This is a genomic window from Clostridium sp., assembly GCF_036642255.1.
Taxonomy (GTDB): domain Bacteria; phylum Bacillota; class Clostridia; order Clostridiales; family Clostridiaceae; genus Clostridium_J.
Genome location: NZ_JAVWDJ010000008.1, coordinates 64,848 through 91,798 on the forward strand (window position 1 = coordinate 64,848; position 26,951 = coordinate 91,798).

The 26,951-nt window shown below is 30.8% G+C and carries 23 protein-coding genes; 3 read left to right on the forward strand and 20 right to left on the reverse strand.

The annotated features are described in order from the left end of the window. Positions 1-3: 3 nt before the first annotated feature. The 18 genes from RR409_RS06320 to rsmH form a co-directional block, all read right to left on the reverse strand. Entirely contained in the window at positions 4-696 is a 693-nt protein-coding gene (locus tag RR409_RS06320) for a 5'-methylthioadenosine/adenosylhomocysteine nucleosidase (protein WP_332556886.1), read from the reverse strand. 7 nt (positions 697-703) lie between these two features. Next, positions 704-1,789, reverse strand: a complete 1,086-nt coding sequence (gene aroB, locus RR409_RS06325; protein ID WP_332556887.1) for a 3-dehydroquinate synthase — start codon at positions 1,787-1,789, stop codon at positions 704-706. A 225-nt stretch (positions 1,790-2,014) separates the two neighbouring features. Beyond that, on the reverse strand, positions 2,015-2,626 hold the full coding sequence (locus RR409_RS06330) for a DivIVA domain-containing protein (protein ID WP_332556888.1): 612 nt from the start codon (positions 2,624-2,626) through the stop codon (positions 2,015-2,017). 16 nt (positions 2,627-2,642) lie between these two features. Beyond that, positions 2,643-3,416, reverse strand: a complete 774-nt coding sequence (locus tag RR409_RS06335) for a YlmH/Sll1252 family protein (protein ID WP_332556889.1) — start codon at positions 3,414-3,416, stop codon at positions 2,643-2,645. Between the two features lie 15 nt (positions 3,417-3,431). After that, on the reverse strand, positions 3,432-3,695 hold the full coding sequence (locus RR409_RS06340) for a YggT family protein (protein ID WP_332556890.1): 264 nt from the start codon (positions 3,693-3,695) through the stop codon (positions 3,432-3,434). A gap of 9 nt (positions 3,696-3,704) precedes the next feature. Next, on the reverse strand, positions 3,705-4,172 hold the full coding sequence (gene sepF, locus RR409_RS06345; protein ID WP_332556891.1) for a cell division protein SepF: 468 nt from the start codon (positions 4,170-4,172) through the stop codon (positions 3,705-3,707). Positions 4,173-4,190: 18 nt separating this feature from the next. Beyond that, positions 4,191-4,853: a YggS family pyridoxal phosphate-dependent enzyme gene (locus tag RR409_RS06350; RefSeq protein ID WP_332556892.1), complete on the reverse strand. Its 663-nt coding sequence runs from the start codon at positions 4,851-4,853 to the stop codon at positions 4,191-4,193. Positions 4,854-5,054: 201 nt separating this feature from the next. Then, positions 5,055-5,765 (reverse strand): DUF881 domain-containing protein, encoded by a 711-nt coding sequence (locus tag RR409_RS06355; RefSeq protein WP_332556893.1) that lies wholly within the window; start codon positions 5,763-5,765, stop codon positions 5,055-5,057. Positions 5,766-5,774: 9 nt separating this feature from the next. Then, positions 5,775-6,116, reverse strand: coding sequence for a small basic family protein (locus RR409_RS06360; protein WP_332556894.1), 342 nt, complete (start codon positions 6,114-6,116; stop codon positions 5,775-5,777). Between the two features lie 10 nt (positions 6,117-6,126). After that, entirely contained in the window at positions 6,127-6,840 is a 714-nt protein-coding gene (locus RR409_RS06365; protein WP_332556895.1) for a DUF881 domain-containing protein, read from the reverse strand. An 11-nt stretch (positions 6,841-6,851) separates the two neighbouring features. After that, positions 6,852-7,655 (reverse strand): FtsQ-type POTRA domain-containing protein, encoded by an 804-nt coding sequence (locus RR409_RS06370; RefSeq protein WP_332556896.1) that lies wholly within the window; start codon positions 7,653-7,655, stop codon positions 6,852-6,854. A 239-nt stretch (positions 7,656-7,894) separates the two neighbouring features. Next, positions 7,895-9,001: a stage V sporulation protein E gene (spoVE, locus tag RR409_RS06375; protein WP_332556897.1), complete on the reverse strand. Its 1,107-nt coding sequence runs from the start codon at positions 8,999-9,001 to the stop codon at positions 7,895-7,897. A gap of 21 nt (positions 9,002-9,022) precedes the next feature. Continuing rightward, positions 9,023-9,979: a phospho-N-acetylmuramoyl-pentapeptide-transferase gene (gene mraY, locus RR409_RS06380; RefSeq protein WP_332556898.1), complete on the reverse strand. Its 957-nt coding sequence runs from the start codon at positions 9,977-9,979 to the stop codon at positions 9,023-9,025. A 13-nt stretch (positions 9,980-9,992) separates the two neighbouring features. Beyond that, on the reverse strand, positions 9,993-11,369 hold the full coding sequence (gene murF, locus RR409_RS06385; RefSeq protein WP_332556899.1) for a UDP-N-acetylmuramoyl-tripeptide--D-alanyl-D-alanine ligase: 1,377 nt from the start codon (positions 11,367-11,369) through the stop codon (positions 9,993-9,995). Continuing rightward, positions 11,370-12,818 carry a UDP-N-acetylmuramoyl-L-alanyl-D-glutamate--2,6-diaminopimelate ligase gene (locus RR409_RS06390; RefSeq protein WP_332556900.1) on the reverse strand — a complete coding sequence of 483 codons (1,449 nt, stop codon included), beginning with the start codon at positions 12,816-12,818 and terminating at the stop codon, positions 11,370-11,372. 293 nt (positions 12,819-13,111) lie between these two features. Continuing rightward, positions 13,112-15,310: a stage V sporulation protein D gene (locus RR409_RS06395; RefSeq protein WP_332556901.1), complete on the reverse strand. Its 2,199-nt coding sequence runs from the start codon at positions 15,308-15,310 to the stop codon at positions 13,112-13,114. 146 nt (positions 15,311-15,456) lie between these two features. Then, complete coding sequence (locus RR409_RS06400; RefSeq protein ID WP_332556902.1) at positions 15,457-15,948, reverse strand: septum formation initiator family protein; 492 nt, start codon at positions 15,946-15,948, stop codon at positions 15,457-15,459. Positions 15,949-15,975: 27 nt separating this feature from the next. Beyond that, complete coding sequence (gene rsmH, locus RR409_RS06405; protein WP_332556903.1) at positions 15,976-16,908, reverse strand: 16S rRNA (cytosine(1402)-N(4))-methyltransferase RsmH; 933 nt, start codon at positions 16,906-16,908, stop codon at positions 15,976-15,978. A gap of 606 nt (positions 16,909-17,514) precedes the next feature. Here rsmH and ychF point away from each other — a divergent pair. After that, positions 17,515-18,612 carry a redox-regulated ATPase YchF gene (gene ychF / locus RR409_RS06410; RefSeq protein ID WP_332556904.1) on the forward strand — a complete coding sequence of 366 codons (1,098 nt, stop codon included), beginning with the start codon at positions 17,515-17,517 and terminating at the stop codon, positions 18,610-18,612. A 107-nt stretch (positions 18,613-18,719) separates the two neighbouring features. Here the strand turns inward: ychF and RR409_RS06415 are convergent, their stop codons facing one another. Further along, entirely contained in the window at positions 18,720-21,101 is a 2,382-nt protein-coding gene (locus tag RR409_RS06415) for an AAA family ATPase (RefSeq protein WP_332556905.1), read from the reverse strand. A 383-nt stretch (positions 21,102-21,484) separates the two neighbouring features. Here RR409_RS06415 and RR409_RS06420 point away from each other — a divergent pair, with 383 nt between their 5' ends. Then, a complete protein-coding gene (locus tag RR409_RS06420) occupies positions 21,485-21,907 on the forward strand; it encodes a hypothetical protein (protein ID WP_332556906.1) in 423 nt (140 codons plus the stop codon). 358 nt (positions 21,908-22,265) lie between these two features. On the opposite strand, the gene RR409_RS06425 is transcribed toward RR409_RS06420, so the two are convergent. Beyond that, on the reverse strand, positions 22,266-24,809 hold the full coding sequence (locus RR409_RS06425) for a cation-translocating P-type ATPase (protein ID WP_332556907.1): 2,544 nt from the start codon (positions 24,807-24,809) through the stop codon (positions 22,266-22,268). 342 nt (positions 24,810-25,151) lie between these two features. Here RR409_RS06425 and RR409_RS06430 point away from each other — a divergent pair, with 342 nt between their 5' ends. Next, positions 25,152-26,795: a putative manganese-dependent inorganic diphosphatase gene (locus tag RR409_RS06430; protein WP_332556908.1), complete on the forward strand. Its 1,644-nt coding sequence runs from the start codon at positions 25,152-25,154 to the stop codon at positions 26,793-26,795. Positions 26,796-26,951: the final 156 nt, after the last annotated feature.

The window sequence follows — 26,951 nt, forward strand, 5'->3', positions numbered from 1 at the left end:
CACCTACATTGATTTTAACATACTTCGTAAAATAATATTAGAATTTTTAACCGCAATATGCTTAAATTTTTCATAGTCCATATGAGCACCGTTATTTGCATTATCTGATATTGACCTAATAATTATGAATGGAATATCATTAAGGTATGCCACATGAGCTATGCTGGCTCCTTCCATTTCACAAGCCAAGGCATTAAATTCTTTACCTAACCATTTAATCTTATCTCCACTTGCAATAAATTGATCTCCTGATACAACTCTTCCTACAAAAGTATTTACTTCACTTAATTCAGCACAGGCAATTTTAGCATGTTGAAGTAAAGTTTTATCGCATTTAAAATCAAATATATCCATTCTAGGAATTTGGCCTAACTTTTCACCAAAAGCTGATGTGTCTACATCGTGTTGAATTAATGTGTTTGCGATTACAATATCTCCTGGATAAATATCTTCGCCAATTCCTCCAGCAATACCAACATTTATAACATAGTCTACTTTAAACTCATCTACTAATATTTGAGTGCAAACAGCAGCATTAACTTTTCCAATGCCACTAGTCACTATAACCACTTCTTTATTAAAAATATTCCCTGAATTAAAAACCATTTTAGCTTTAGCAATTTTATGGTTTACTTCCATTTCATCTATTAAAGATGTTACTTCTTCTTCCATAGCTCCAATTATTCCAAATTTCATAAGTTTTTTATCTCCTCTCAATGCTTTCCCTTATTGATTCTCTAATAACTTTATCACTAACAATTACCTTTGTAATAGGTTTTTCCACATCTTCTAATAAGGAAAAGTTTATGTTGTTATTCGTATTTTTCTTATCATGGTTAATAGCATACATAAACATATTCATATTGTCAACTTTGTACTTAGTTGGAAATCCTATGGTATGAAAAAGCTTCTCCATCTCATTGTAGACTTCTTCATCCAAATCCATCATATATTCTGATATTTTTAGTTCCACAAGAATCCCCAACGCTACTGCATAACCATGAGAAATCTGATGATTCGATATCACTTCGATACCATGACCTATAGTATGTCCGAAATTTAAAACATTTCTAAAATCATTATCTTTGTAGTCTCTTTTCACAATTTCATTTTTTATATCTATACAACGTTCTATAATATAAATCAATTTATCATTTTTTACCGCAACAATCTCATTTAAGTTATCCTTACAATACTTAAGGAGATTTTTATCCTTAAGTAACCCATGTTTTATTACTTCAGAAAACCCATTTATAACTTCATTTCTAGGTAGGGTTTTTAAGAATTCAACACTTATAAAAATAAATATTGGATTGTAGAAAGTTCCAATGAGATTTTTGATACCATTAAAGTTATAGGCTACCTTTCCACCAATAGAACTATCCACCATAGACATCAAAGTAGTAGGAATATTTATATACTTAATTCCCCTCATATAGGTGGCAGCTACATAGCCAGATATATCACCAACTATTCCTCCCCCAAAAGCAATAATTATACTATTTCTATCACCATCATTTTTCAGTAGAAACTCATAGATATCTTTTACAGTTTCATAACTTTTATAATCTTCACCATGTTTCATAATAAAAATCTTATAATTATATTTTTTCAATATACCTTCCAGCTTTTCCTTATAAGCCCCATAAATATTATCATCAGTTATTACAAAAAACTTATGATTAGTTGTTATTTTATGTTCACCTAATGCACTTTCAAGAGTTTCAATATTATGATCTAAGTATATCTTGCATGAGCTATTGTCAGCATTTACAATTAATTCTTTCATCTTATTCTCCTTATAAATAATGGATTTCATTTTCTATTATGCACTACATTAGAAACTTTTAAATGAAAAATAAAAAACCTCACTCCAAGAGTGAGATTTTTGGGTATTTCCTTTAAACATCTTGAAAAAACAACAAATTTTCACCATACCATATCAACAGAACACATCTTAACTTTCGATGCAAAACATCCGTGGCTTTTTTAACTCATTATTTTGTTTCTAAGGCTAATTTGACTCTGTTGCGAAGAAACTTTTAATTTCTTCAAGTTCAGCTGTATTATAATCAAATTTTTCTATTTCTTTTACCTTTTTATCATTTAACTTTGTATTTAAAATTGCTGCATTATTTGTTTCTTCTACAACCGTTGAAATATTATAGTTTTTGTCAAAATCTTTTTCTAAAGCTTGAAACATCTCCATTTGGCTTAGCATGAAATTTCTAAACTTACTTCTGAATTTCGCAAATTCTTGTTTTGTTCTTTCATATTCATCATTTATATGTAGTACATCACTATGAGCTTTATCAATTATTCTTTTAGCACTATCATTAGCATTTCTAACAATTAATTCTGCTTCAGTCTGCGCACTTGCTTTAGCTTGCTCTGCTGCGTTTTGTGCTAGTAATAATGTGCTTTGAATAGTATTTTCTATCTTTGAATAGTGATCCAATTTATCTTGGAATACACTTAGTCGTTCTTTTAATGTAGTATTTTCTTTATATATTATCTCATAGTCTTCTGCAACTTTTTCTAGGAATTCATCAACTTCATCTGCACTATAACCCCTCATTACTCTTTTGAATTCCTTATTGTTAATATCCATTGAAGTTATTTTCATACTAATCACCCCTATATTAAATATATTTCTTTATAGCAATCTTCAACCTATTTTTCTGAGTTTCACCAACAATCTCTTCTATTTTATACTTTCCGTATCCCCTAACTGTAACTATATCTTGGGGTTTAACTAGCTTATCTCTTTTCGAAGATTGCACATGATTTATCATAATAGATCCATTATTAATCAATGTATTTACTTCGTTTCTAGATAGATTACAAATCCCACTAATAGTATTATCCAATCGCAGAGAAGTAATAATTATAACTTTTTCCTCATACTTCACTTTAGGAATATTATCAGGATTTTTATCTAAGATTTCTATTTCGCAGGGACAATTTCCTATGGTCTCCAAATTATTAAATATGTAGCTTGTTATGTCCTTTATTACTGGCACATAACAATAGTCATTTTCAACTAGTAGATCTCCTAAGACTTCCCGTTTCACCCCAAATGACATTAGAGTTCCAAGAAAATCCCTATGAGTTAAAACCTTGAATTTTGATTTATTTACGATTTTTATTAAATCAATAGGATAATCCTCAGGTTCTTCATACAAATCAAAAGCTAACATTTTTCTTTCAGCTTCTTCAAAAACTCCATAGCAAAAGGTTTTTACCCCTAATTCATGTTCCATCAACATCAATTTATTATAAATATAAGGTGAAACAAATTCCTTTGTAAAAATAGTCCTACGAATCTTTTTACAAAGCATTATGTTATCATAAATATTAGATATATAATTTTTATCCCATTGTGGAAAGGAATTAATGAATGAATTTTTTTCCATATCCAAATACCTTTTTTATATATTTCCCAATATGCCTAAAATAATTCTTTGTAAGAAAGAAATTATAAAGTAAGCAATTATAGGTGAAAAATCAATTGGAGCACCAGAAAAAATTTTATTATTAATTTTTTCACAAGGTTCCATTATAGGTGCAGTAAATGCCCTTATAGCATAGGAAATCTTCGATTGCCTTCCACTTGGCACCCATGAAAGTATTACTTCAATTAAAATTGCCATCTTTAGTACTTCAATTAAAGTATTAATAATTCTTATAACCATTAGATCCTCCTATTTAGACCAACTAAAAATCCCTTTATTAGTTAACTCAGTTTTTAATTCACTCGTAACTTCTACATTAGATGGAGTTAGTATAAAAACGCCCTTCTCAACTTGTTGCAATCCACCCTCTAAAGCATAAATTGCACCTATAAGGAAATCTAAAATTTTATGTCCAACCTTTTGTTCTACGGCATTAATATTAACGATAGCTATTCTTCTATTTTTAAGATTGTCTACTATAGCAGTTCCTTCGTCATAATTCATCGGCTTTATAATTACAACCTTCGCAGATGATGCAGTATGAATGTTTACAATCTTATTTTGCTTTTTCACATTTGCCATAAAAGGTTCAATTTCTATATCATCTTGCGCTTGTTCATCTTTTTCAGCTTCTTTTTCAAGTACTTCATCATCTTCATAATCATCTTCATCAAATCCAATAATCTTTCCTAAACCCTTTATAAACTTGTTTTCCATAATTTATCCTCCCAAAAATTATTTATTATAATTTCTTTTTCCAAAGATACCTTCTCCAATACGAATCATATTAGATCCTTCTTCAATGGCAATAGTATAGTCTCCAGTCATTCCAATTGACAAAAATTCCATATTAATATTGTCGAAGTTCTTTTCACTTAATTTATCGTATATTTTTTTCATTTCTTTAAAATAAAATCTACAGCTTTCCTCACCACCAATTGGTATTGTAGCCATAAGCCCTTTAACCTTCACAGCGATGCATTTCTCACAGGAATTTAATAATTCTTCTAACTCGTCTAAATGGATTCCTGTTTTTGAGGATTCATTTCCAATATTAATTTGAATCAATACATTTGCAATTTTATTCTTTGCTGCAAACTGCTTTTCTATTTCTTCCAAAAGTTTTATGCTGTCAAGAGAATGAATTAAATGCACTTTACCAACTAAATATTTAACTTTATTTCTTTGTAGATGACCAATTAAATGCCATTTAATATCTTTCGGTAATTCATCATATTTCATTGTAAGTTCCTGAACTTTATTCTCTCCAAATTCTCTTGCTCCAGCGTGGTATGCCTGTAACACTTCCTCTATACTTCTAGTTTTTGATACAGTCACTAAATTAACCTGACTTGGAATTTGCTTCAATATGATTCTGTAATTTTCTTCAACTGACAACTTTACTCCTCCTTGCATACCCTAACATCTGTAGATTGGTATACATAAGTTATTCCAGGAGTTAGGGTACTTTACATTATTCTTCACAAGTTTATGAAATTCCTTCAATAATTAGCAAATATTTTAACATTATTACAGATTTTCACTTTTAATTTTCGTTACTTTAGCAAATAAAATTCACTAACTAAAATGCTATCTCCTTTATGTGTCTGGAAATAAATATTTATTTTCTAAACTTCCATTGTATGCAGGAATTATTAATTCCGAAAGTGACTCCACTTCAACATAGCATTTTCTCATCTTTAATCTTTTAACTTGATTTTCTTGAGTTTCTAAAAAGTTTTCTAACACATTTTTATTCCCAATTGCAGTAATATAAAAAGGTGCAATTACTTTTATTCCATCAAAATCTATAGTTGTCCCCCAACATAGTCCTGCAGAGTTAAAAACTATTCTATGATCGTTTATTGCTATAGCTTCCGCACCAGCATTCCTTAAATCATTAATTACTCTGACTAAATCTTTATCATGGACTAACATATTATTAGTGTAATCGCCTCCAAACATTACTTCAGGAGCATCATTTAGTGTAATTTTAATTCCTTCCCCAATAACAGGGACAGAGCCTAAAATAATTCTATTTCTTTTTAGTTCATCTGTAATTTCTTTTAATACATCATTTTGATTTTTTGAATTTGTATCAAAACCATTAACTTTATTTTGTAATTCCAAATATTCCTTTTGAAGTCCTGAAATTTCACCTTGAAGCTTAGTTCTCTCACTATAAGCAACTTCGTACTGTTCTACGTCTAAAAGCATAGCTCCCTTTCCTAAATCCATATTCATTGCTATTAAAAGCCCAATAATAATGGAAGCTATAAATAAAAATATATTTGCCTCATTGGTTTGCATCTAATCACCTCAATGACGGAACTTTGTTCGTTCCATAAGTAATCTTCTTATTATTGCGAAATTTGTAAATACCCTTCCTCCAAAAACTATAATGGCGGCTAAGTATATTGGAATACCTAATTTATCACCTAGGTAAACCATAAGAGCTGCTAATACTGCATTTCCGAAAAAACCAGAAATAAATATATCTGGTCTAAAATCCTTATTTAAGGTAGACCTAACAGCCCCTAGCATAGAGTCTATACATGCAAATATTGCCACAGATATATATGGCGAAAATTTTAAAGGTATATTAATGTTCCAAACAAGACCTAAGACAATTCCAAGGATAAGTCCAACAAACGCAACCATTTAAACACCTCTATTCACTAACTTGCTTAGCATATTCATACTTTAAAGTATTTTGTCCTTTTTTAATAACTATATTATCATTAGTTTCAATAACTACTTCACAACTGTTTGTAAGTCTTTCTGGTATTGTTCCTGGAAAGTTCATAGCTCCCTCCAAGTTCTTCTTACTTCCAATAGCTTTTATAGTAACTCTCTTCTGCGGAGAAATTCTTTCATTATTTATAATAATACTATTACCTGCGGTTCTAATACCACTTCTTCCCATTAATCTTATATCATTTATTGAAATAGCCTCAGCACTGGCTGCATTTAGTTCATTTACAATATTTAATAAATCTAAATCAATAATAGGTTGATTATCGATTGTGTTTCCAAATAGATTCGCTTTAGGTGTTATATAAATAGTAATACCCTCACCCTTTACATCAGATAATCCTGCTCTTAATCTAGTTTCTTGTAATTCCTGGAGTATTAAATTGGCTTCATCAGTTCTTCCCGCTGCAGCTGATTCAAACTCCTCAGTTTTTTTAGTAAGTTCATCTATTTTTTTCTTTAATTCATCTCTTTGCTTTTTTAATTGTTCATTCTCAACAAGAATTTCTGGGCTTTGCTTATTTTCAGCAGAAGCCACTTGTTTATTAAGCATGTTCATTTGAGATGTTATCATAAATCCAAATAATAAAAATATTAGTCCTATAGTCAATTGAGAAATAAACTTTTTCAATGTATTTCCTCCTATTCTTCTCTATAAATTACTGGATTACCATCAAAACTTACATCAACATAGCCCTTTATTCCAGCAAACTGTTCATCTTTTATAATGCTAAAAGCCCTTGTGAGCTTTTCCTTTACCTTTTCACTTGTTCCCAGCTTTACGGTTAAGTTATCTACCACAATATTTATATCTATAAAATCATTTAATTGTATCATTGAAATAACATGTTCCCCCACAGCATTATCGTTGTAAATAAACTCACATAGTTCTGTCAAAACTCTTTTCTTTTCTTCTCCATTTAGAGGTATAGATTTTCCAATATCAACTGTTGATAAATCAACACCTTCTAGTCTTACCAAATTCATTCCTTCAACTGTATCTCTTTTTTCCAAAATTATAGCATTGTTATCTATGACATAGAAGCTATCATTATATGAAATATAGAAGGTTGCCTTTCTTTCCACCACCTCAATATTTATGTTGCTCGGGAATACTCTATTTACTTTCAAGTCTAAAATGTATGGATTTTTTAGAACATTTTTTCTAACGTTGCTAACTTTAAATTTAAATATATTATCCCCTTTCTTTAACTGTGAAAGTGCAATTATTTCATCAGATGTAACATTGGAGTTCGCCGAAACCTTAATTTCAGTTGTGTTAAAATAGTCCAGATTAAAGCACAAAGTGACTAATATAGAAAATAAAACAACTAAGGTTAATATACTTCTTTTTATAGTTCTTAGTTTTCTTTTCTTTTTTAAAATTGCATCTTTATTTTGAAGTATATACTTTCCATACTCATTTTTCTTTTCAACTTTTTTCATTATTTCACCACCATAAATAACTTGTAAAAAATAGTACAATAATATATTACCATGATATCATTAAATGGAAGTAAATTCATTATAATTTACATAAATAAAATATTTTTAATTGTTTTTTTATTTATATTAAAATTACTGAAATTAATTCAAAAACTTCAAAAAACAAAATGATATGTTTAAAACATATCATTTTTGTTTAAAAGACTTTTTAAGTTGAAAATCTTTATTCTTAATAACTTTTATGACTTATTGTTGTTTTGCCTTGTTATATTTAGTAGTATTCCCATAAACATCATATTGATAACAAGCGATGAGCCTCCATAGCTAATAAAGGGTAGCGGCACACCTGTAACAGGCATTGATCCAGTTACTACGGCAATATTGATTAAGCTCTGTAGTATTACTACAGCGGTTATTCCAGTAGCTAAAAGAGAACCATATATATCCTTAGCTTTAGCAGCTGCCATTATTCCCCTCCATAGAAACACTATGAATAAAATAATAATGAAGATACAACCTATAAATCCAAGTTCTTCTCCTATTACTGAAAAAATAAAGTCATTATGTGGCTCTGGAATATAGAAACATTTTTGTCTCGACTGTCCTATTCCAACTCCAGTAAGTCCACCAGAACCGAGGGCCAAAAGAGATTGAACCAGTTGATATCCTGTAGCTTGAGAATCAGACCAAGGATCTAAAAAGCCTGTAATTCTTCTCATTCTATAAGGCTCTAAAATTATGGCTGCTACAACTAGTCCTATTAATCCTAAACCCATTTCAGCAATATAAGAAAACTTAGTTCCTCCAATAAACAACATTCCAACGGTAACTAGCATAATTACTGTTGCTATACTAAGATTTTTTTCTAAAATTACCATACCTGCAAAAAAACCAGCGAATGCAAGATGAGGTACAACTCCTTTAAAGAACAGCTTAATTTTTTCACCCTTTGATTCTATACTTTTAGCTATAAACAAAACTACAACATATTTTGTAATTTCTGAGGGTTGAAAGGATGCTGGTCCAAGTCTTATCCATCTTTGAGCTCCATTTACAGGTGGAAATGCAAATACAAGGCATAGAGCAATAAAAGTAAATATAATTAATATTTTTGTATATCTTTTAAATAAGTGATAATCTGTGTTAAGGGTAAAAATCATAGCTACAAGTCCTATACTGGCCCATAATAACTGTCTCCAAAGAAAGTATTCTGCATCATCATATCTAAAAGCTGCAAAATAGGAGCTTGCACTATAAACCATTACTACCCCAACAGTAACAAGCATTAAAATTGTTGCGAAAAGAATAAAATCTACTTCACCCAACTTCATTTTGGGTTTTTTCATATTTAATCCCCCTATTGTATGTTAATGAGTTATGGATAAGAAACCTATTAAACATAGTACAACTGTAGTTATTGAAAAAACTGCCACAATCTTGCTTTCATGCCATCCACTTAGCTCAAAATGATGATGAAGTGGGCTCATTTTAAAAACCCTTTTTCCTGTTAATTTGAAAGAAATAACTTGGATAATAACAGATAAAGTTTCTACCACATAAATTCCACCCACTATAAGAACCAATAATTCTAATTTTAAAATCATTGCTATAGCACCCAAAGCTCCTCCTAATGCTAAGGAACCTGTATCACCCATAAAGATTTGGGCTGGATAGGAATTATATCTAAGAAATCCTAATAATGCTCCTGCAAGAATTCCACAGAATATAGATAGGGTATAATATCCCATTCCAAAGCTTACAAGTGCAAAGAAAGTCATTATTAAAAGTGTGATAGAGCTAGCTAACCCATCAAGTCCATCAGTTAAATTAACGGCATTGGAAGCAGCAACAAAATAAATTATTATAAATGGTATAAATAGTTTTCCTAGATCAAAGGTTGTTGAAGTTAGAAACGGTATCATTATATCAGTACCAATTCTATTTGATGCGTAGTATCCTAGAACTCCCGAGGCTAATATCAAAAGTATCATCTTTTGATAACTCTTTAATCCCTCGTTTTTCTTTTTAATAATTTTAAGTGCATCATCTATGAGTCCGATTACTCCAAATGCAACTAAGGAATATACTGCAACCATAGCTTCATCATTGGGATTCCTAACAATAATTACCATGGTTATGCAAGTTGCGATTATAAAAATTATCCCTCCCATGGTAGGAGTACCTTGTTTCTTCTTGTGGCTCTCTGGTCCCTCATCTCTAATGTTTTGACCAAATTTAAATTTATGAAGCATTGGAATAAGAAATGGAGCTATTAACAGTGCCACTAAAAACGCAACTAAAACAGAATATACAACTTTACTCATACTCTACCCCTCCCTAAACAGTTATCTTTTGTATTCCACTCACAATATCTTCGAACTTCATGGATCTTGAAGCTTTTACTAAAACAACATCGCCATCCTCAATAATAGTGGATAAATAATTTAATAATTCCTCTCCAGTATGGAAGGTGAAAATATTCTCTTTTTCAAAACCCTCTCTAAAAGCTTCATTAAATTCTCCAGTAGTGAATAATAAGTCAATTTCACATTTCTCAGCATAACTTCCAACTCTTTTGTGAGCATTGAAAGCTTCTTCCCCTAGCTCTTTCATTGTTCCAAGCACTGCAATTTTCCTTTTACCTTGGTAGTTTTTCAGCACTTCTAAAGCCGCTTCCATTGAGTCTGGACTCGCATTATAGGCATCATTTATAATTATATAATTTCCACAATTAATAATGTCTAATCTCATAGAAGTAAATTCTAACTTTCTTATACCTCTGGCAATTTCTTCATAGCTTAAACCAAGTTCCCTAGCACAAGCAATAGCAAGAAGAGAATTTAGCACATTATGTTTACCTGGAATTCCAACCTCAATGACATTTGATATTTCCGCTCCATTTTCTACTACATTAAATTTAATATTGTCATTATTAATAATTATTCTGCTTCCCTTAAAATTATAATCCTTTTCTACACCAATTTTTATAATTTTGTACTCAATGGAATAAATTTGATTTAAAAGATCATTATCCCCGTTCAAAATCAACGTATTGTTTTCATTAAAAAGTGTGGTTATTTCCATCTTAGCTTTCAAGATATTTTCCCTAGTTCTTAAGTTTTCTATATGTGATAATCCTATATTAGTTATTATTGCTATATCTGGCTTTGCAACCTTTGCTAATTTTTCAATTTCGCCTAGGTTATTCATTCCCATTTCTAATACAGCAATATCGAAGCTATTATCTAGATTGAATATCATTAGAGGTAATCCAACTTCATTATTGAAATTTCCTAGAGTTTTAAATACTTTATATTTTTCCCCTAAAACTGCAGCTACTAAATCCTTCGTTGAAGTCTTTCCTGTAGATCCTGTTATTCCAACTACCTTAATATTTAAGCTTCTTAAGTAAAATTCACTTAAATCTAAAAGAGCTTTTCTCGTATCTTTAACCATAATAATGGATACTTCTTCATTATAGTTATTTATGTGTAAAGGTTCTTTATGAACTATACAGAGAGATGCACCTGATTCTATAGCTTTTTCTAAATAGTCGTGTCCATCAAAATTCTCTCCAGTTAAAGCAAAGAATATATCTCCATTGCGTACTTTTCTGCTATCTATAGAAACATTATTAAAACTAAAATTCTTTCCCTTTTTTATAATCTTTCCATGGACACCCTTTAGTACCTGTTCTAGACTTATGCTTTCCATCTATAGTCCCAACTCCTTTATAATCTCTGCTACAATTTTTCTCTCATCGAAATCTATTGTTTTGTCTTTTAATATTTGATAGGTCTCATGTCCTTTACCAGCAATAACAACAATATCCCCTTTTTGAGCCATTGAAATTGCTCTCTTAATTGCATCTCTTCTACTTTCAATTAATTCATAATTGTCCGTTTCCACACCTACCACAATTTCCTTTAAAATCTCATAAGGATTTTCTGTTCTTGGATTATCAGAGGTTATTATCGCAAAATCACTTAAATTTGATCCTATGTTGCCCATAATCGGTCTTTTAGTCCTATCTCTATCACCGCCACATCCAAAAACACAAATTAGGTTTCCTTGAGTAAACTCTCTAACGTTATTAAGTATATTTTCCAAACTATCTGGAGTATGTGAATAATCTACAATTATATCAAATCCTAAATGGTTATTTAAAGTAACAATTTCACATCTGCCAGGAACTGTTACCTTTTCAAGAGCAGTTTTTATCTTATATATGTCCACTCCTTCATTTAAGGTAGCACCAATACATCCTAGGGCATTATAAACATTATATTTTCCTGGTATAGATAACTTTATTTCTACCTTGTCTCCCTTATGATCTAAAGTAAATTCTATTCCTCTGGAGTGTAAATTCAAATTGTACCCCTGCAAATTACTAGAATTATTTAATGAATAGGTAGTAGCCTTATCTCCTACCATTTCCACTAATTTTAATCCGTAACTATCATCTACATTTATTATAGAGTTTCTACTCATTTTAAATAATTTAGACTTAGCATTAAAATAATTTTCAAAGGTTTTATGAAAATCTAGGTGATCTCTTGTAAGATTTGTAAAAATACTTTGTGAAAATTCTACGCCATAAACTCTCTGTAGATCTAAAGAATGAGAAGATACCTCCATCACACAGTAATCAACATTTTTATCTACCATCTCTTTAAATAACTTCTGTAACTCTAAGGATTCTGGTGTGGTCTTGTCAGTATGAATTTCAACATCACCAATGTAATTAGCTATGGTTCCTATCAAGCCTACTTTGTAACCACTTTCTTCCAAAATAGCTTTAATCATAAATGCTGAAGTGGTCTTACCATTGGTTCCAGTAATACCGATAATTTTCATTTTTTCACTTGGGTTACCATAATAATTTGCTGCCGCTATAGCTAAAGCTTTTCTACTATCTTCAACCTTAATAAAGGTTATACCTTCTAACAATTCCACATCTCTTTGAACTATTATCACAGTTGCGCCTTTTTCTATGGCCTTTTTAATAAAATCATGCCCATCCAAGTTAAATCCTTCGATAGCAAAAAAGGCATCTCCCTGTTTTATTTTCCTACTATCATATTGTACTGAATTTATTATAATACTATCTTCTCCACTTACTAAAGTATAGTTAATGTTCTTAAAAAGGTTTTTAAATTCCATTTTTCCACTCCTTTTATTAATTGAATTATTCGATGTCTATTAATAATCAATAATTTTATTTAAATTAATCATTCTTTACATAGCACTTTAACCTCTAAGATAATGTCTCAAATGCGAATGCCACTTAAATACAATTGTAATTTTCTACTTGCAAAACAATTATAAAATGTGCCTAAACATGGCAAATCCGGTAGCACAGTAAAAACTGTAAGCTACCGGTTTATAAATTTAAACATATTATATTTATACACCATATCGGTATGATGTGCAATAAGCCACAGTTCAGTATATTATTAATCTGCAATAATTTGTAGGTGACAAGTTACTACAGTTCCTTTTTTTACATGTTGCCCAGCCCCCACACTTTGCTCTGCTACTACACCCTCTCCAACAAATTCTACTGATAAACCCAAGTTTTGTAATAACTTTCTCACAGCCTCTGGGGTTGATCCTCTTAAATCGGGCACTACAACAGTTCTATCAATTTGGGACTGTTTGCCTGTGTAAAGAATTATTTCACTTCCTTCTTTAACCATGTATCCTGGTTTAGGACTAACGTCAACCACATACTCTCCGTCTCCTTCAATTCTGTAGTTTAATCCATTTTCCTTTAAAATCTTAATTCCATCAGCATTTTTTGAACCTCTAAACTCAGGAATTACAACATCCTTCTTTAAACTGTGTTGAATATCTTCTGCACTTGCATCTGGTTTTAAAGCATAGTAGTTAAATATATCATTGAATAAAACTTTTCCTACTGGAGCAGCAATTTGACCTGCATAGTATAATGAAGGATTCGGTTCATCAATGGATATAAATACAGTAACTTTTGGGTCATTTGCTGGAGCCATCCCCGCAAATGAGGAAATATACTTACTCGCTGCGTATCCACCATTAACAGGATCAATCTTCTGCGCAGTACCAGTTTTTCCTGCAATATGATATCCTGGAATATAAGTCTTAGAAGCTCCTCCACTACTAACAGTGGCTTCTAAATGACCCCTCATCCTTTCCATAGTTTCTGGTTTGATTTCAGCTCTCTTATTTAAATTAGAGAAGGTAGCATCTATTACTCTATTGCTATCTCCATCATAATGTATAACTTCCCTCATTAAATGTGGTGTAATTAGAGTACCTCCATTAGCAATACTATTAAAGGCTTGCATATATTGAATAGCTGATACCGTATTACTTTGTCCGAAGGATATAGTGGCTAAATCCGTAATAGATATTTGATCTGTAGGTTTAACAATTCCCTTTGCTTCACCTGGCAAATCTATACCTGTCTTTTGGCCGAAGCCATACTTATATATATATTCATTTAATGATTCTTTTCCCATTCTATCAGCTAAGATCATAAATCCTACGTTACAAGAGTTTTTAATAATTCCTTCAAAATCTAGTGGGCCGTGTCCTATGGTTTTCCAACAGTGAATTGTTCTTCCGCCAATGGTTAATCCTCCACCACAATTAAAGGTCTCACCTTCTTTTAAAATTCCTTTTTCGATTGCTGCTGTAGCCGTAACTACCTTGAAAATAGATCCTGGTTCATAAGCATCACTTACAGCTCTATTTCTCCAAGTTTTCTGTGTCTCTTCATCACTTAAATTTTCCGGCCATGGATTATTAGGATCATAATCTGGTTTATTAACCATAGCTAATATTTCACCATTTTTAGGATCCATTACGATGACAGAAACAGCTTTTGCATCATTATCTTTTAAGGCCTGTGAAGCTGCTTTTTCAGCAAAGTATTGTATATTCTGATCAATGGTTAAAATTACGTCTCTTCCATCTACAGGCTCTGTATACTCTGATATTTTATAAGGTAAATCTTCACTTTTTTGGTCTGTTTCTGCAATTTTGATTCCAGGTACTCCAGCTAAATATTTATTATATTGAAGTTCAATCCCTGTAAGCCCTTCCCCATCAGAGTTAGTATGTCCTAATATATGCGCAGCAAAGCTTCCATTAGGGTAATATCTCTTAGTATCCGGTGAAATTACAAGTCCTCGAAGTTCAGTTTCTTCAGAGTACTTTTTAATTGCATCAGCCATATCTTTTTCAATTCTTCTTTTTAATATGGCAGAACCTCTTAATTTACCATTTGGCAATGGTCTAGTCAAAATATCTAACACCTTAGCAGGATCCATTTGCAAAATTTCCGCAAGCTTAGGCGATATGCTTTCCATTTTTAATGTTTTGTCTTCTAGGGATTTTCTTAGAGCATTAAGGTCTAAGTCTACCCTATACACATTAGCACTTACTGCTAGTTCTTTTTCATTTCTATCTAGAATTCTTCCACGTTTTGCATTAATTTTAACATCACTTGTCCATTGTTGAGTGGCTCTTGCCTTATATGTATCTCCTTTAACAAACATAATAAAGCTAAGCCTTATCATTAATCCAATAAAGATTATAAATATTACACCAAGGACAAGTAGCATCCTTTTTTTCATAATTACTTTGTCTCTAAATTCTTTTTTCGCCACCTATACTCCCCCACTAACTAAAATTAAATAATCAACTAGTGATTTACTTACACCACTTCTTGGAAGGAGATTTAACCTTCATGAATATTCTCTTCAAGTTGAAACTCTAAAGAAGAACATCTTACACTTATACCCCAAAAACATGGCTAAAATAAAAAACCTTTTATCTTCTTAAACAAAGCTATTGATGTGCTTTCTGCCTTTTTTTCTTCAAGAGGTAATTCAATAGATTTTAAATTACAGTAAATTGCATTTCCAGCAATTGGATTCACCATTTTTAATTCCTTAGTAGCAACTTCCTCAATGTAACTAATATTATTGTACTTGATAAGTTGTACTTTGAGCGCCTCATTCTCTTCAGTTAAGTTATAAATAGCACTATTTACTTCACTAAGTTCCTTTTGCGTTGTATAAATTGCGCTGTATCTAAAGAGGATAGTAAATGCCAGGGTAAATCCAGTAGCTAGAGTACCTGCAAATTTTAACGCTCTAAAAAGCCTCTCCTGTTGCTCCTGTTTTTGTTGTTGTTTTTTCTTAACTTCTTCCTGTTTTTTAACTTTCTCTTTTGGCAAAGCACTTCCTTGAGATGCTAAAACCGTATTTCCATAAATTGAATTACTCTCATTCTCTAATAACATTTTACGACCCCCATACCATTTTTAGAACTAAATTTTCTCAGCGATTCTTAGTTTGGCACTTTTACTTCTAGAATTAAGTTCTAATTCTTCTCCAGATGCTTCAATCGGTTTTCTGTTTATAAGTTTTATTATTGGCTTTTTGTTGCACATACACATAGGGAATTCCTTTGGACAAGTGCAAGGATCTTGTAGATCTCTAAACTTATTTTTAACAATTCTATCTTCAAGTGAGTGAAATGTTATTATAGCCATTCTCCCGCCTGAATTTAATGAATTTATACCATCAGTTATCGTTTTATCTAAAATATGTAATTCTTTATTAACCTCAATTCTAATAGCTTGGAAGGTTCTTTTGGCTGGATGCCCACCTTCTCTTCTAAATTTAGCAGGTATTGATGCTTTTATTATATCCACAAGTTCAAAAGTAGTTTCTATTGGCTTTTTCTTTCTTCTATCCACAATTATCATGGCGATCTTCTTTGCGAACTTTTCCTCGCCAAAGCTCTTAATAACATCATGTAGTTCAGCTTCACTATATTCATTTACCACATTGTAGGCTGAAAAATCACTACTACGATTCATCCTCATGTCTAATGGTGCATCTTGCATATAACTAAATCCTCTTTCAGCTTCATCCAATTGGTAAGAAGAAACACCCAAGTCCATTAGTATTCCATCTACCTTATCTATATTAAGTTCTTGAAGAATTTCATCTATGTTATAAAAATTGTCATGAACAAAGGTTATATTCTCAAAAGAGTTTAATCTTATTTTTGCTGCATTTAACGCATCCAAATCTTGATCGATACCAATAAGCCTTCCTTCCTTAGACAATTTTTTTGCAATTTCTAAAGAATGACCTGCCCCTCCTAGTGTACAATCTACGTATATACCGTTAGGCTTAATATTCAAACCCTCAATGCATTCTTGAAGCATGACAGATATATGTTTAAATTCCATGTTCATCTTCTCCTTCTGCGAATAGTTCTGTGTATATTTTTAACATTTTTTCAAATTAATTTCATAAATCTAAAAATAATTGCATATATTATATATTCTATCATAATTATTCTATGCATGGTTAAAAATTCCTTCAAAAAGGTGAAGGATTTATTGCTTTTTTTTGTGATTTTATGTTTTATATTTCAACAGTGTTTTCGCTTACAAATATTGTAAATTGCTGTATTTCATAACCTTTTTATATTACAGCATATTTTTATTTATAAACCCCAATTTTGCAATTTTTTATTCATCTTTAACTAAACTTTATAAATTAATAAAACATGTCTTTTCGTGTATTCTTGAAATATATTAATTTGTAGAGTATAATTTAAAAGGATTAAATTGAAAATTATATTGTAACAATTAATATTATTTGCTCACAACGTGTTAGGTCTGTAAAATAACTTTTTAAAGTTTATGTTTTGCTTTGGTTATTCTGATTACAGATTTCATTAATAGATCTGTAATTAACAGAATCTAACCTTATAGTATTGCACAAAATAATTTACCATACTATGTAGTTATTTTACTTGAGATGCCTTATATAGAAAGGAAAGAAAACATATGAAATTGGGAATTGTAGGTCTACCAAATGTAGGCAAAAGTACGTTATTTAATGCTATTACTCAGGCTGGAGCAGAATCTGCTAACTATCCTTTTTGTACCATTGAACCAAACGTGGGTGTAGTAAGTGTACCTGATACACGTCTAGATGTACTTCAAAAAATTTATAACTCAAAAAAACAAGTTCATACCGCAATAGAGTTTTACGATATTGCAGGTCTTGTTAAAGGTGCAAGTAAGGGTGAGGGACTTGGAAACAAGTTTTTATCTCACATAAGAGAGGTTTCTTCTATTGTTCATGTAGTTAGATGTTTCGATGATGATAATATAGTTCATGTTGAAGGTTCTGTAGATCCAATAAGAGATATTGAAACTATAAACCTTGAGTTAATATTCTCTGATCTTGAGGTTCTTGAGAGAAGAATGGAGAAATCACTTAAACTTGTAAGATCAGGTGATAAGACTGCTAAGGCAGAATATGACATAATGGAGAAAGTTAAAAATCAGTTAGAAAACAATATGCCAGTTAGAACTTTGGAATTTACTGAAGAAGAGGACGCCTTTGTAAAAGGATTATTCTTAATAACTTCTAAACCAGTACTGTACAGTTGTAATGTAAGTGAAGAAGATTTGATGTCTGGTAATAGTGAAAATGAATTGGTTCAAAAGGTAAGAGCTTACGCTGAAGCTGAAGGTTCTGGTGTAATAATAGTTTGTGCAAAACTAGAGGAAGAACTTTCAACACTTGATGATGAGGAAAAAAAGGAATTACTTAGTGAGTACGGCTTGAATGAATCAGGATTAGATCAATTAATAAGAGAAAGTTATAGTCTTCTAGGACTTATGAGTTTCTTAACTGCTGGTGTTCAAGAAGTGCGAGCATGGACAATTAAAGTAGGTACAAAAGCACCTGCAGCAGCTGGTAAAATTCATAGTGACATAGAAAGAGGTTTTATACGAGCTGAAATAGTTTCCTATGACAAGCTTGTAGAATGTGGCTCTGAAGCCGCGGCAAAAGAAAAAGGTCTCTATAGACTTGAAGGTAAAGAGTATATAATGCAAGATGGAGATGTAGTTAACTTTAGATTTAATGTATAAAAAAAAGGGGGATACCCCTTTTTTTATTTAGTATTAAATTCTTAAGAATCACTTTTGGTAAAATTATTTTTCTTCAAAACTCTTACACTAGGTTATTTTGTTCAAATCTATTTTCTTGTTCTTCTTGTTTTTTCACCTTTTAACACATCAGTACATTTTTCTAGCTTAGAATTTTCTGCAGGAACTTTTTGAACCTTTGGTTTTTCAATGTATTTTTTGCTTTCTTTCTCAATTGTCTTAAGAACCTTTTCTAAGGAACAATCTTTCAAATTAAATAGAACCTGCATAGCATCTTCCACAGTTTCCATAGTATAAAGTTTCAATTGCCCTCTTAAAATTGCCTCTTCAACTTCCTCACAGAGAACTAAATCATCCTTGTTTGACGCTGGTATCAGCACTCCTTTGCCTTCAACTGAATCAAGCTCCTTACACACTCTAAAGAAACCTTCAATCTTCTCATTTACTCCACCAATAGGTTGAACCTCTCCAAACTGATTTATTGAGCCAGTAACAGCTATATTTTGTTTAATTGGCAATTTTGTTAGCGAAGATATCATACAAATAACTTCTGCCACAGAAGCACTATCACCATCAACAATTCCATAAAGTTGTTCAAAACTAATATGAAAATCTACAGGCAACTTTTTGTAGCCTCCATTTATAGAATTTATATATCCTCGCAAAATGCTTACTGCCTTATTATGAATTCTACCACTTAAGTTAGATTCTCTCTGAGTATCAATTATATGACCATCGCCCTTGTAACAAGTACAAGTTATTTTTAAAGGTTTACCGAAGCTCACGTACCCCGTATCTATTACTGAAAGTCCATTAATTTGTCCTACCCTACTTCCAGTTACATCAATGAGCATTTTCTTTTCTTTGTAGGTATTTAATATTTCTTCCTCAATGAGCTCTTTCTTATAAGCTACCTCTATTATATCCTCGGCATCAATAGTTTCTTTTTGCTTTTCTATCACTCTATCATTAGCTAAGATAATCATATTTGTTAGGTCATAATCATCGAAATAGATTTTATTTTTATTCTCAGCTTTTCTTGATAATATTTTTGCAATTTCCTTTATTGCCTCATTACTAAGGGGCTTAATCTTATTTTTAGTACAAAATCTATTTATTTCACTTACTAAAGTTCCCTTAATACTCTCATCAATATCCAATACAGTTTTATATTCTGTTCTCATTTTGAAAATCTTTTTAAAGTCATCATCATTGGTATATAGTAGATCATAGGTTTCATAATCTCCAATTAAGATGATTTTTTGATTAATTTTTATTGGTTTAGGTTTTAACCCACTTAGGGCTAAAAGTTCAAAGTAGCCTTTATTGTAGTCTAAATCAACCTTTTCAGTCATTAATACTTTTTTTAGATAATAGTATGATTGCACATTAGTTAAAAGGCTATTTACCCTAATGATCAAACATCCCCCATTAGCCTTTATCATACTACCAGCCTTAATTTGTGATACATCTGATACATAAACATTATTATGATTTTCATACTCTATATTTCCAAGAAGATTAGTTACACTTGGATCTTCTTCAAAAATCACTGGAGGACTTTCCAAATTACTATTATCTACAATCACATTAACCATATATTTGTATATTATTTCATTGATTTTCTCTTCATCATCATCATAATTAATAGTATAATTTTCCACTAAATTATTTTCTATAGCATTACAAATATACTCAAAATATTCTACTGCTTCTGGAGTGTTTCTAAATTTTGATCTAAACTCCTCTTTTTTAAATTCTATTTGGTCATTTAAGTACATTACCATAAGCTCTTTAATTTTTTTCAATTCATTTAGTTCCATGTTTTTTAGCTCTTCTAAAATGTCTTTTGCCTTAAGTTTTAGTTCATTAACTTTTGTGATCATATCATCTTTTTCATCTACATCTAATCCCTCATATTCTTCCTCTGTCATTTCTCTCCCCTCATTTAAAGGAATAAATGTAAATCCTCCATCGTTGGTTTTTATATCGAATCCATTAGTCTTTGAAACTTCAACTAAACTGTTTATTATTTCATTTCTGTTCTTTTGTATTTTATCCACCAAGCTATCTTTTTCCTTGTTACCTGAATCATTATAAAATTGAAAAGTATATTCAGCGTATAATCCTTGTAGCTCTTCTAATACTTCTTTAAAAGTATTCCCTAGCCCATTAGATAGAAAAATAGGTATGGGTTGTTTATCGTCATCCTTAATGACGTAGCAAATATCATCTGGAACCATCTTATCTTTAAAGATATCTTTTACATAGTCAATTATATGTTTAATTCTATCCTTAGAATAATCATCAACTAAATAAATGTTATATCCATCATTATCTATATGAAGAGCTGTTTTTATCTTTTTATATGCCTCTATATACTGAGGTAACATCCACTTTTCCTCAGTAGAAGATACTCTTTGAATATCAAAATCATAAATTATGTCCTTTGGAGTTAATTCTTTATACATACTCTCCTCCTTGAAAATCACTTATTATATTAATATTCTTTCAAAGTGGTTTTTGGAACAAAAATATAAAATTTTTAAATACCTTTCTTTTTATCAAAAATATCGAATTTATTTCTAATATATAAATCAAAAATTAAGTTATTTATAATGAGACATAAATAAATCTTTTAATATACAAGAAAACCTATTATTCTATATGCTTAAAGTTACAATAAACCAATTTATCTAAATGACTAGAAAATGATTTGTTGATTCTTCAATATAAACTTGTTATAATTAGGTAGTTATTATATAATAGTTCTAAAATCATAATAATATTTATAAATAAACATATACTTTAAGTAATTATAAGTTTATATTCTTCATGTAAAGGAGTCATTCATATGGGATTTAAAGAAAAACTAACACAAAGCTATACAAATAATTGGATGAAAAAATATGGTGATAGACTTACTCAACTTCAGGGTAGAGTTCTTTCTATCAAATCAGAAGAAAAAAGTTTCTTAGGCATTATTAATTGGCTTACTGTGACATTAGTGTTAAAGCAAGAAAACAGTAAAGCTGTATCTACTTGTGTTTATAAAAAGAGAAGATGGTTTAAAAAACCAGAATTTATTGATATAAAGCAAGGTCATTCTTTGGTTGTTCAAGGTTTGAAACCTGATAGAAAGAAAAAGAATAAGAAGGACATAAAAGAATTTATTTCTATAATGAACGTTATGAACTTAACTACAAAAAAAGATTTAATTCCGGTAGAAGGTGGTCTGAAAACTCAAAGAGTTAGAGCAGATAGAAGATTTAGATAAAATTAAATTTAATAACAAATAAAAAAACAACTGTAAATTAATAAAATTTACAGTTGTTTCTTTGTTAAAGCCATATTTTCAAAGGTTAATTACCCCCTCCTCACTAGTGCTTAAACAAGTTTGAGCTTAATTACTTTCCAAAGTTATTGAACAAAATGAATCTTTTCATTACTTAAAAAATAATAGTTTTCAATTATTTACTGTTCATAGCACTGATTTAGTTAGGGTTTCAGCATAAAACTTATTTTACTATTAAATATATTGACTACCTATAGCGTTTTAAATCAATGTATAAACTAAGTTTTAATAGGAAAACCCCAAAAATGTTATATTATACATTTTTGGGGTTTTGAATGAACTATTGTTTATGGCTTACAAAGATGTAAACACTATTAATAAGGGAAATTATTCCTGAGAAGAATACAATAATCATCCATTGACCGAAATTAATAGCAGAAGTGTGGAATATACCTTGGAGAACTGGTAGGTATATAATGGAAATTAATGCTAAAATAGAAATAGACACAGCTCCTATTAAATATAAGTTACTAAAAGGATTAATCTCAAACAATGATTGTTTTTCACTTCTACACTCAAAAACGTGAACTAACTGGGAACAAATTAAAGTTCCTAGGGCAAGGGTTCTACAAGTCTCTAAGTTGAATCTATAATATTTACCTACTAAAAATGCCAAAACAGTACAAATACCAATTAATGAACCTCTTAATAGTATTTTTTCTTTTAATCCTCTTGAAAATACTCCTTCATTTTTATCTCTTGGTCTTTCATACATGATATTCTTATCTGCTGGATCTACTCCCAAAGCAATAGCTGGGAGACCATCTGTAACCAAGTTAACAAAGAGTATTTGAATTGGTAAAAGTGGTACTTCCAAATAAAATAAGGAAGCAAGAAACATAGTTAGAACCTCACCTAAGTTACAAGATAGTAGATATCTTATAAATTTTCTAATATTGTCGTAAATAACCCTTCCTTCTTCTACTGCAGCTACAATGGTTGCAAAGTTATCATCAAGAAGAATCATGGAAGCAGCTTCCTTGGTTACGTCTGTACCTGAAACACCCATTGCAATACCGATATCTGCTTCTTTCACAGCAGGAGCATCATTAACTCCGTCACCAGTCATGGCAACAATTTTATTTTGCGCTTTAAAGGCTTTAACGATTCTTAACTTATGCTTAGGACTTACTCTAGCGAAAATTCTATATTTATCTATATTTTTATTTAATTCCTTATCACTAAGTACATCAAGCTCAGCTCCAGTTATTACTTCTGAAGCATCGGAGCAAATATCCAATTCCTTACCAATGGCAAAAGCAGTATTTTTGTGATCCCCAGTAATCATTACAGGTTTAATTCCTGCAATCTTACATTCCAAAACTGCATCCTTAACTTCTCTTCTTGGTGGATCAATAATTCCTGCTACCCCAACAAAAATTAAATCACTTTCCACCTTTTCGCTTTTTACTAAATTGCTATCCTTATATGCTCCAGCAATACATCTTAAAGCTCTAAAAGACATATCGTCGATATGTTTCTCTATACTTTTTCTATATGCTGTAGTAAAAGGCTCTACTCTACCATTGATCAAAATATGAGAACACCTTTCAGTAATTCTCTCAGGAGCTCCCTTAACATAACAAGTTTCTCTGCCATTATCCTTCATGATAACCGTCATCATTTTTCTTGTAGAATTAAATTGAATATCGTAAACTCTTGTAGCGGAACCAACAAATCTTTCAATGTCCTTGGTCTTATTGAAAAATCCTTTAATAAGTGCTGTTTCAGTTGGGTCCCCCATTAATGCTTTCTCTACTGAATTACTTGTAAAATCATAATTACAGTCATTACAATAGGTAAATATTTTCTTTAACATATCTTGATTAAACTCTTTTTCCTCATCTAAATTATGAATTTTACCATCATAAAGTAGAGCCTTAACTGTCATTTTATTTTGTGTTAGCGTTCCAGTCTTGTCACTACAAATAACAGAAGTACAACCTAAGGTTTCTACTGCTGGAAGCTTTCTTACTAAGGCATTTCTGTTTAGCATTCTTGAAACTCCAAGGGCTAGAGCAACAGTAACAATAGCAGATAAGCCTTCTGGAATAGCAGCTACTGCTAAGGTTACACCTGATAAAAACATTTCATATGCATTTTGTCCACGCCAAATACCTAATAAGGTAACAAGTGAGCAAATAGCTAGACATAGTATTACTAGTACTCTACCAAGGGAGTTTAATCTCTCTTTAAGAGGTGAAATTTCATCTTCTATGTTACCAAGCATATCAGCAATTCTTCCCATTTCTGTATTCATTCCAGTGGAATAGACCTTTGCTTTACCCTTACCAGTAAGAACTATGGTACCCATATATAAATTGCTGTTGTCATCATCACAGTTCTTATATACACCTACTGATTCTCCTGTAAGTAAGGATTCATCTACCATAATATTGTTCTCTTCCACTAAAATACAATCTGCAGGTATTCTATCACCACTTTCCAATAACAATAAATCACCAGGTACAAGATAAATGGAATTAATTACTTCAATCTTCTCATTTCTTATTACCTTAGCAGTAGGTGATGCTAATTCCTTTAACGCCTCAAGCGACTTTTCTGTCTTAAACTCTTGGACAAAACCTAAGATTGCATTCATAAATACAATTATAAGGATAGTTATTGCATCAGCCTTGTCCCCCATAATACCTGAAATTAAAGTTGCCACAATTAATATCCAGATGATTAAATCATTAAATTGTGAAAGAAAAATCTTAATGGCAGAAATCTTTTTCTTGTTTTCTAACAAATTAAGGCCATACTCTTTTAACTTTCTTTCCGCTTCTTCATTAGTAAGCCCTCTGTATTCTTTAGCTTTCACACTTTTTCCCCCTTTTCATATATTTTTTCTTTTCTAATTAAATACATTTCTATAAAATATATGTACTAGCTTTATAGGATATGAACTATATGTACACATGAAATGTTATAATTTATGATATTCTTATAAGTAAAAATTTTAGTAACATTACATAAACGGCGTTGAAATTTCACTAAAACTAATGTAATAACTGAATTAATTCTTAAATTTTCATTTAACTTTAAGAGTTATATCTGAGATTTATAACTTTTACCTTTACATACCGGAAATAAAATTATAAAATACTAAATATGACTAAGAAAAATTAAACATGTATTGAAAAATATTTTTAAGGAGGCCTCTATGAAAAATACCATATATATTACAGGACATAGGAATCCAGACTCTGATTCAATTTGTTCTGCTATTGCTTATGCTGAGTTTAAAAACAAAACTCAAAGAGTTCCTGCTATTCCTATAAGACTTGGAGAAATTAATAGGGAAACAGATTTTATATTAAACTATTTTGGTGTAGAACCTCCTCAGCTTATTCAAACAGTTAAAACTCAAGTGTCAGACTTAGATATAGATACAGTGGCTCCAATAGCCCCTGACATTTCTCTAAAGATGGCTTGGTCTATTATGAAGAAAAATAACATTAAAACTTTACCTGTTATTGATTCTTCGGATAGATTATCTGGGATTGTTTCAGTATCTAATCTTGCATCAAGCTACCTTGATATTTGGGACAACTACATATTGGCTAAGAGCAATACTTCTCTAAATAATATATTAGAAACCTTGTCTGCGAAAACTGTTTACTTATCAGATGAAAATCTTTCACTGTCAGGTAAAGTTGTAGTTTCTACCATGGAACCTGATAATGATAAAACTATTATTGAACCTGGAGACATAGTAATTTGTGGCGATAGAGAAGATACTCAGCAGTTTATTGTGGAAAAATGCGCACAACTTATGATTATTTGTGGAAACAAACTTCCATCTGAAAAAACTATCGATATTGCAAAGGAAAATGGTTGTTCTATAATAACTACACCATTTGATTCATTTACCTCTGCAAGGCTTATTCCACAAAGTATTCCAATAAGTTACGTAATGACTAAGAATAACGTGATCTCCTTTAATTCTAGTGATTTTATTGAGGAAATTAAAGACATCATGCTAGAAACTAGATATAGAAGTTACCCAGTTTTAAATGAAGATGGAAAAGTAATTGGAAGTATTTCTAGATACCACTTAATTACTCAGAATAAAAAGAAAGTTATTTTAGTGGATCACAATGAAAAAGCCCAATCTGTAGCAGGCCTTGAAGATGCTAGTATCTTAGAAATTCTAGATCATCACAGAATTGCAGACATTCAAACAGGGCTTCCAATTTACTTCAGAAATGAACCTGTAGGTAGTACTTCAACTATTGTATCGTCGATTTTCTTTGAAAATGGCATAAGACCTAGCAAAAAAATTGCTGGAATTTTATGTGCTGCAATAATTTCAGACACACTTTTATTAAAATCTCCAACTGCAACTTTAGTGGATGAAATAATGCTTAAGAGATTAGCTGAAATTGCTAACCTTAATATTGAAGACTTTGCCAAAGAAATGTTCAAAGCTGGAACCTCACTTGAAGGAAAAACTGCTAAGGAAATCTTTTATCAAGATTTCAAGACATTCTTAATTAGCAATTACAAGGTTGGAGTTGCTCAAGTTACAACTACATATATCGAAGGTTTCAACCCACTGATAGAAGATTTAAAAACTTTGATGGCTAAAAAAGCAGCTTCCAGTGGCTTTGATATTATTCTTTTAATGATTACCGATATATTTAGTAGCAGTTCACTGTTCATTGCTGCTGGTGAGCATAAAGAATTATTTTATAGAGCCTTTAATGTGAAAACTAAAGATGATACCGTTTATTTAGATGGAATCGTTTCAAGAAAGAAACAAGTGATTCCACCAATTACAGAAATAATTGGTCAAACTAAGTAAGTAATATTAAAAACTTTTAATCCATAATCAAAACAGCTGTACGAATACAGCTGTTTTTTATATTCTTTATTAAATTTTTATAGCGTTTTCATGCTAAATGTAGTTCTTGGAGAAAATTTCATTTAACCTAATGTAACTTCCTGACATAGTCTCAAT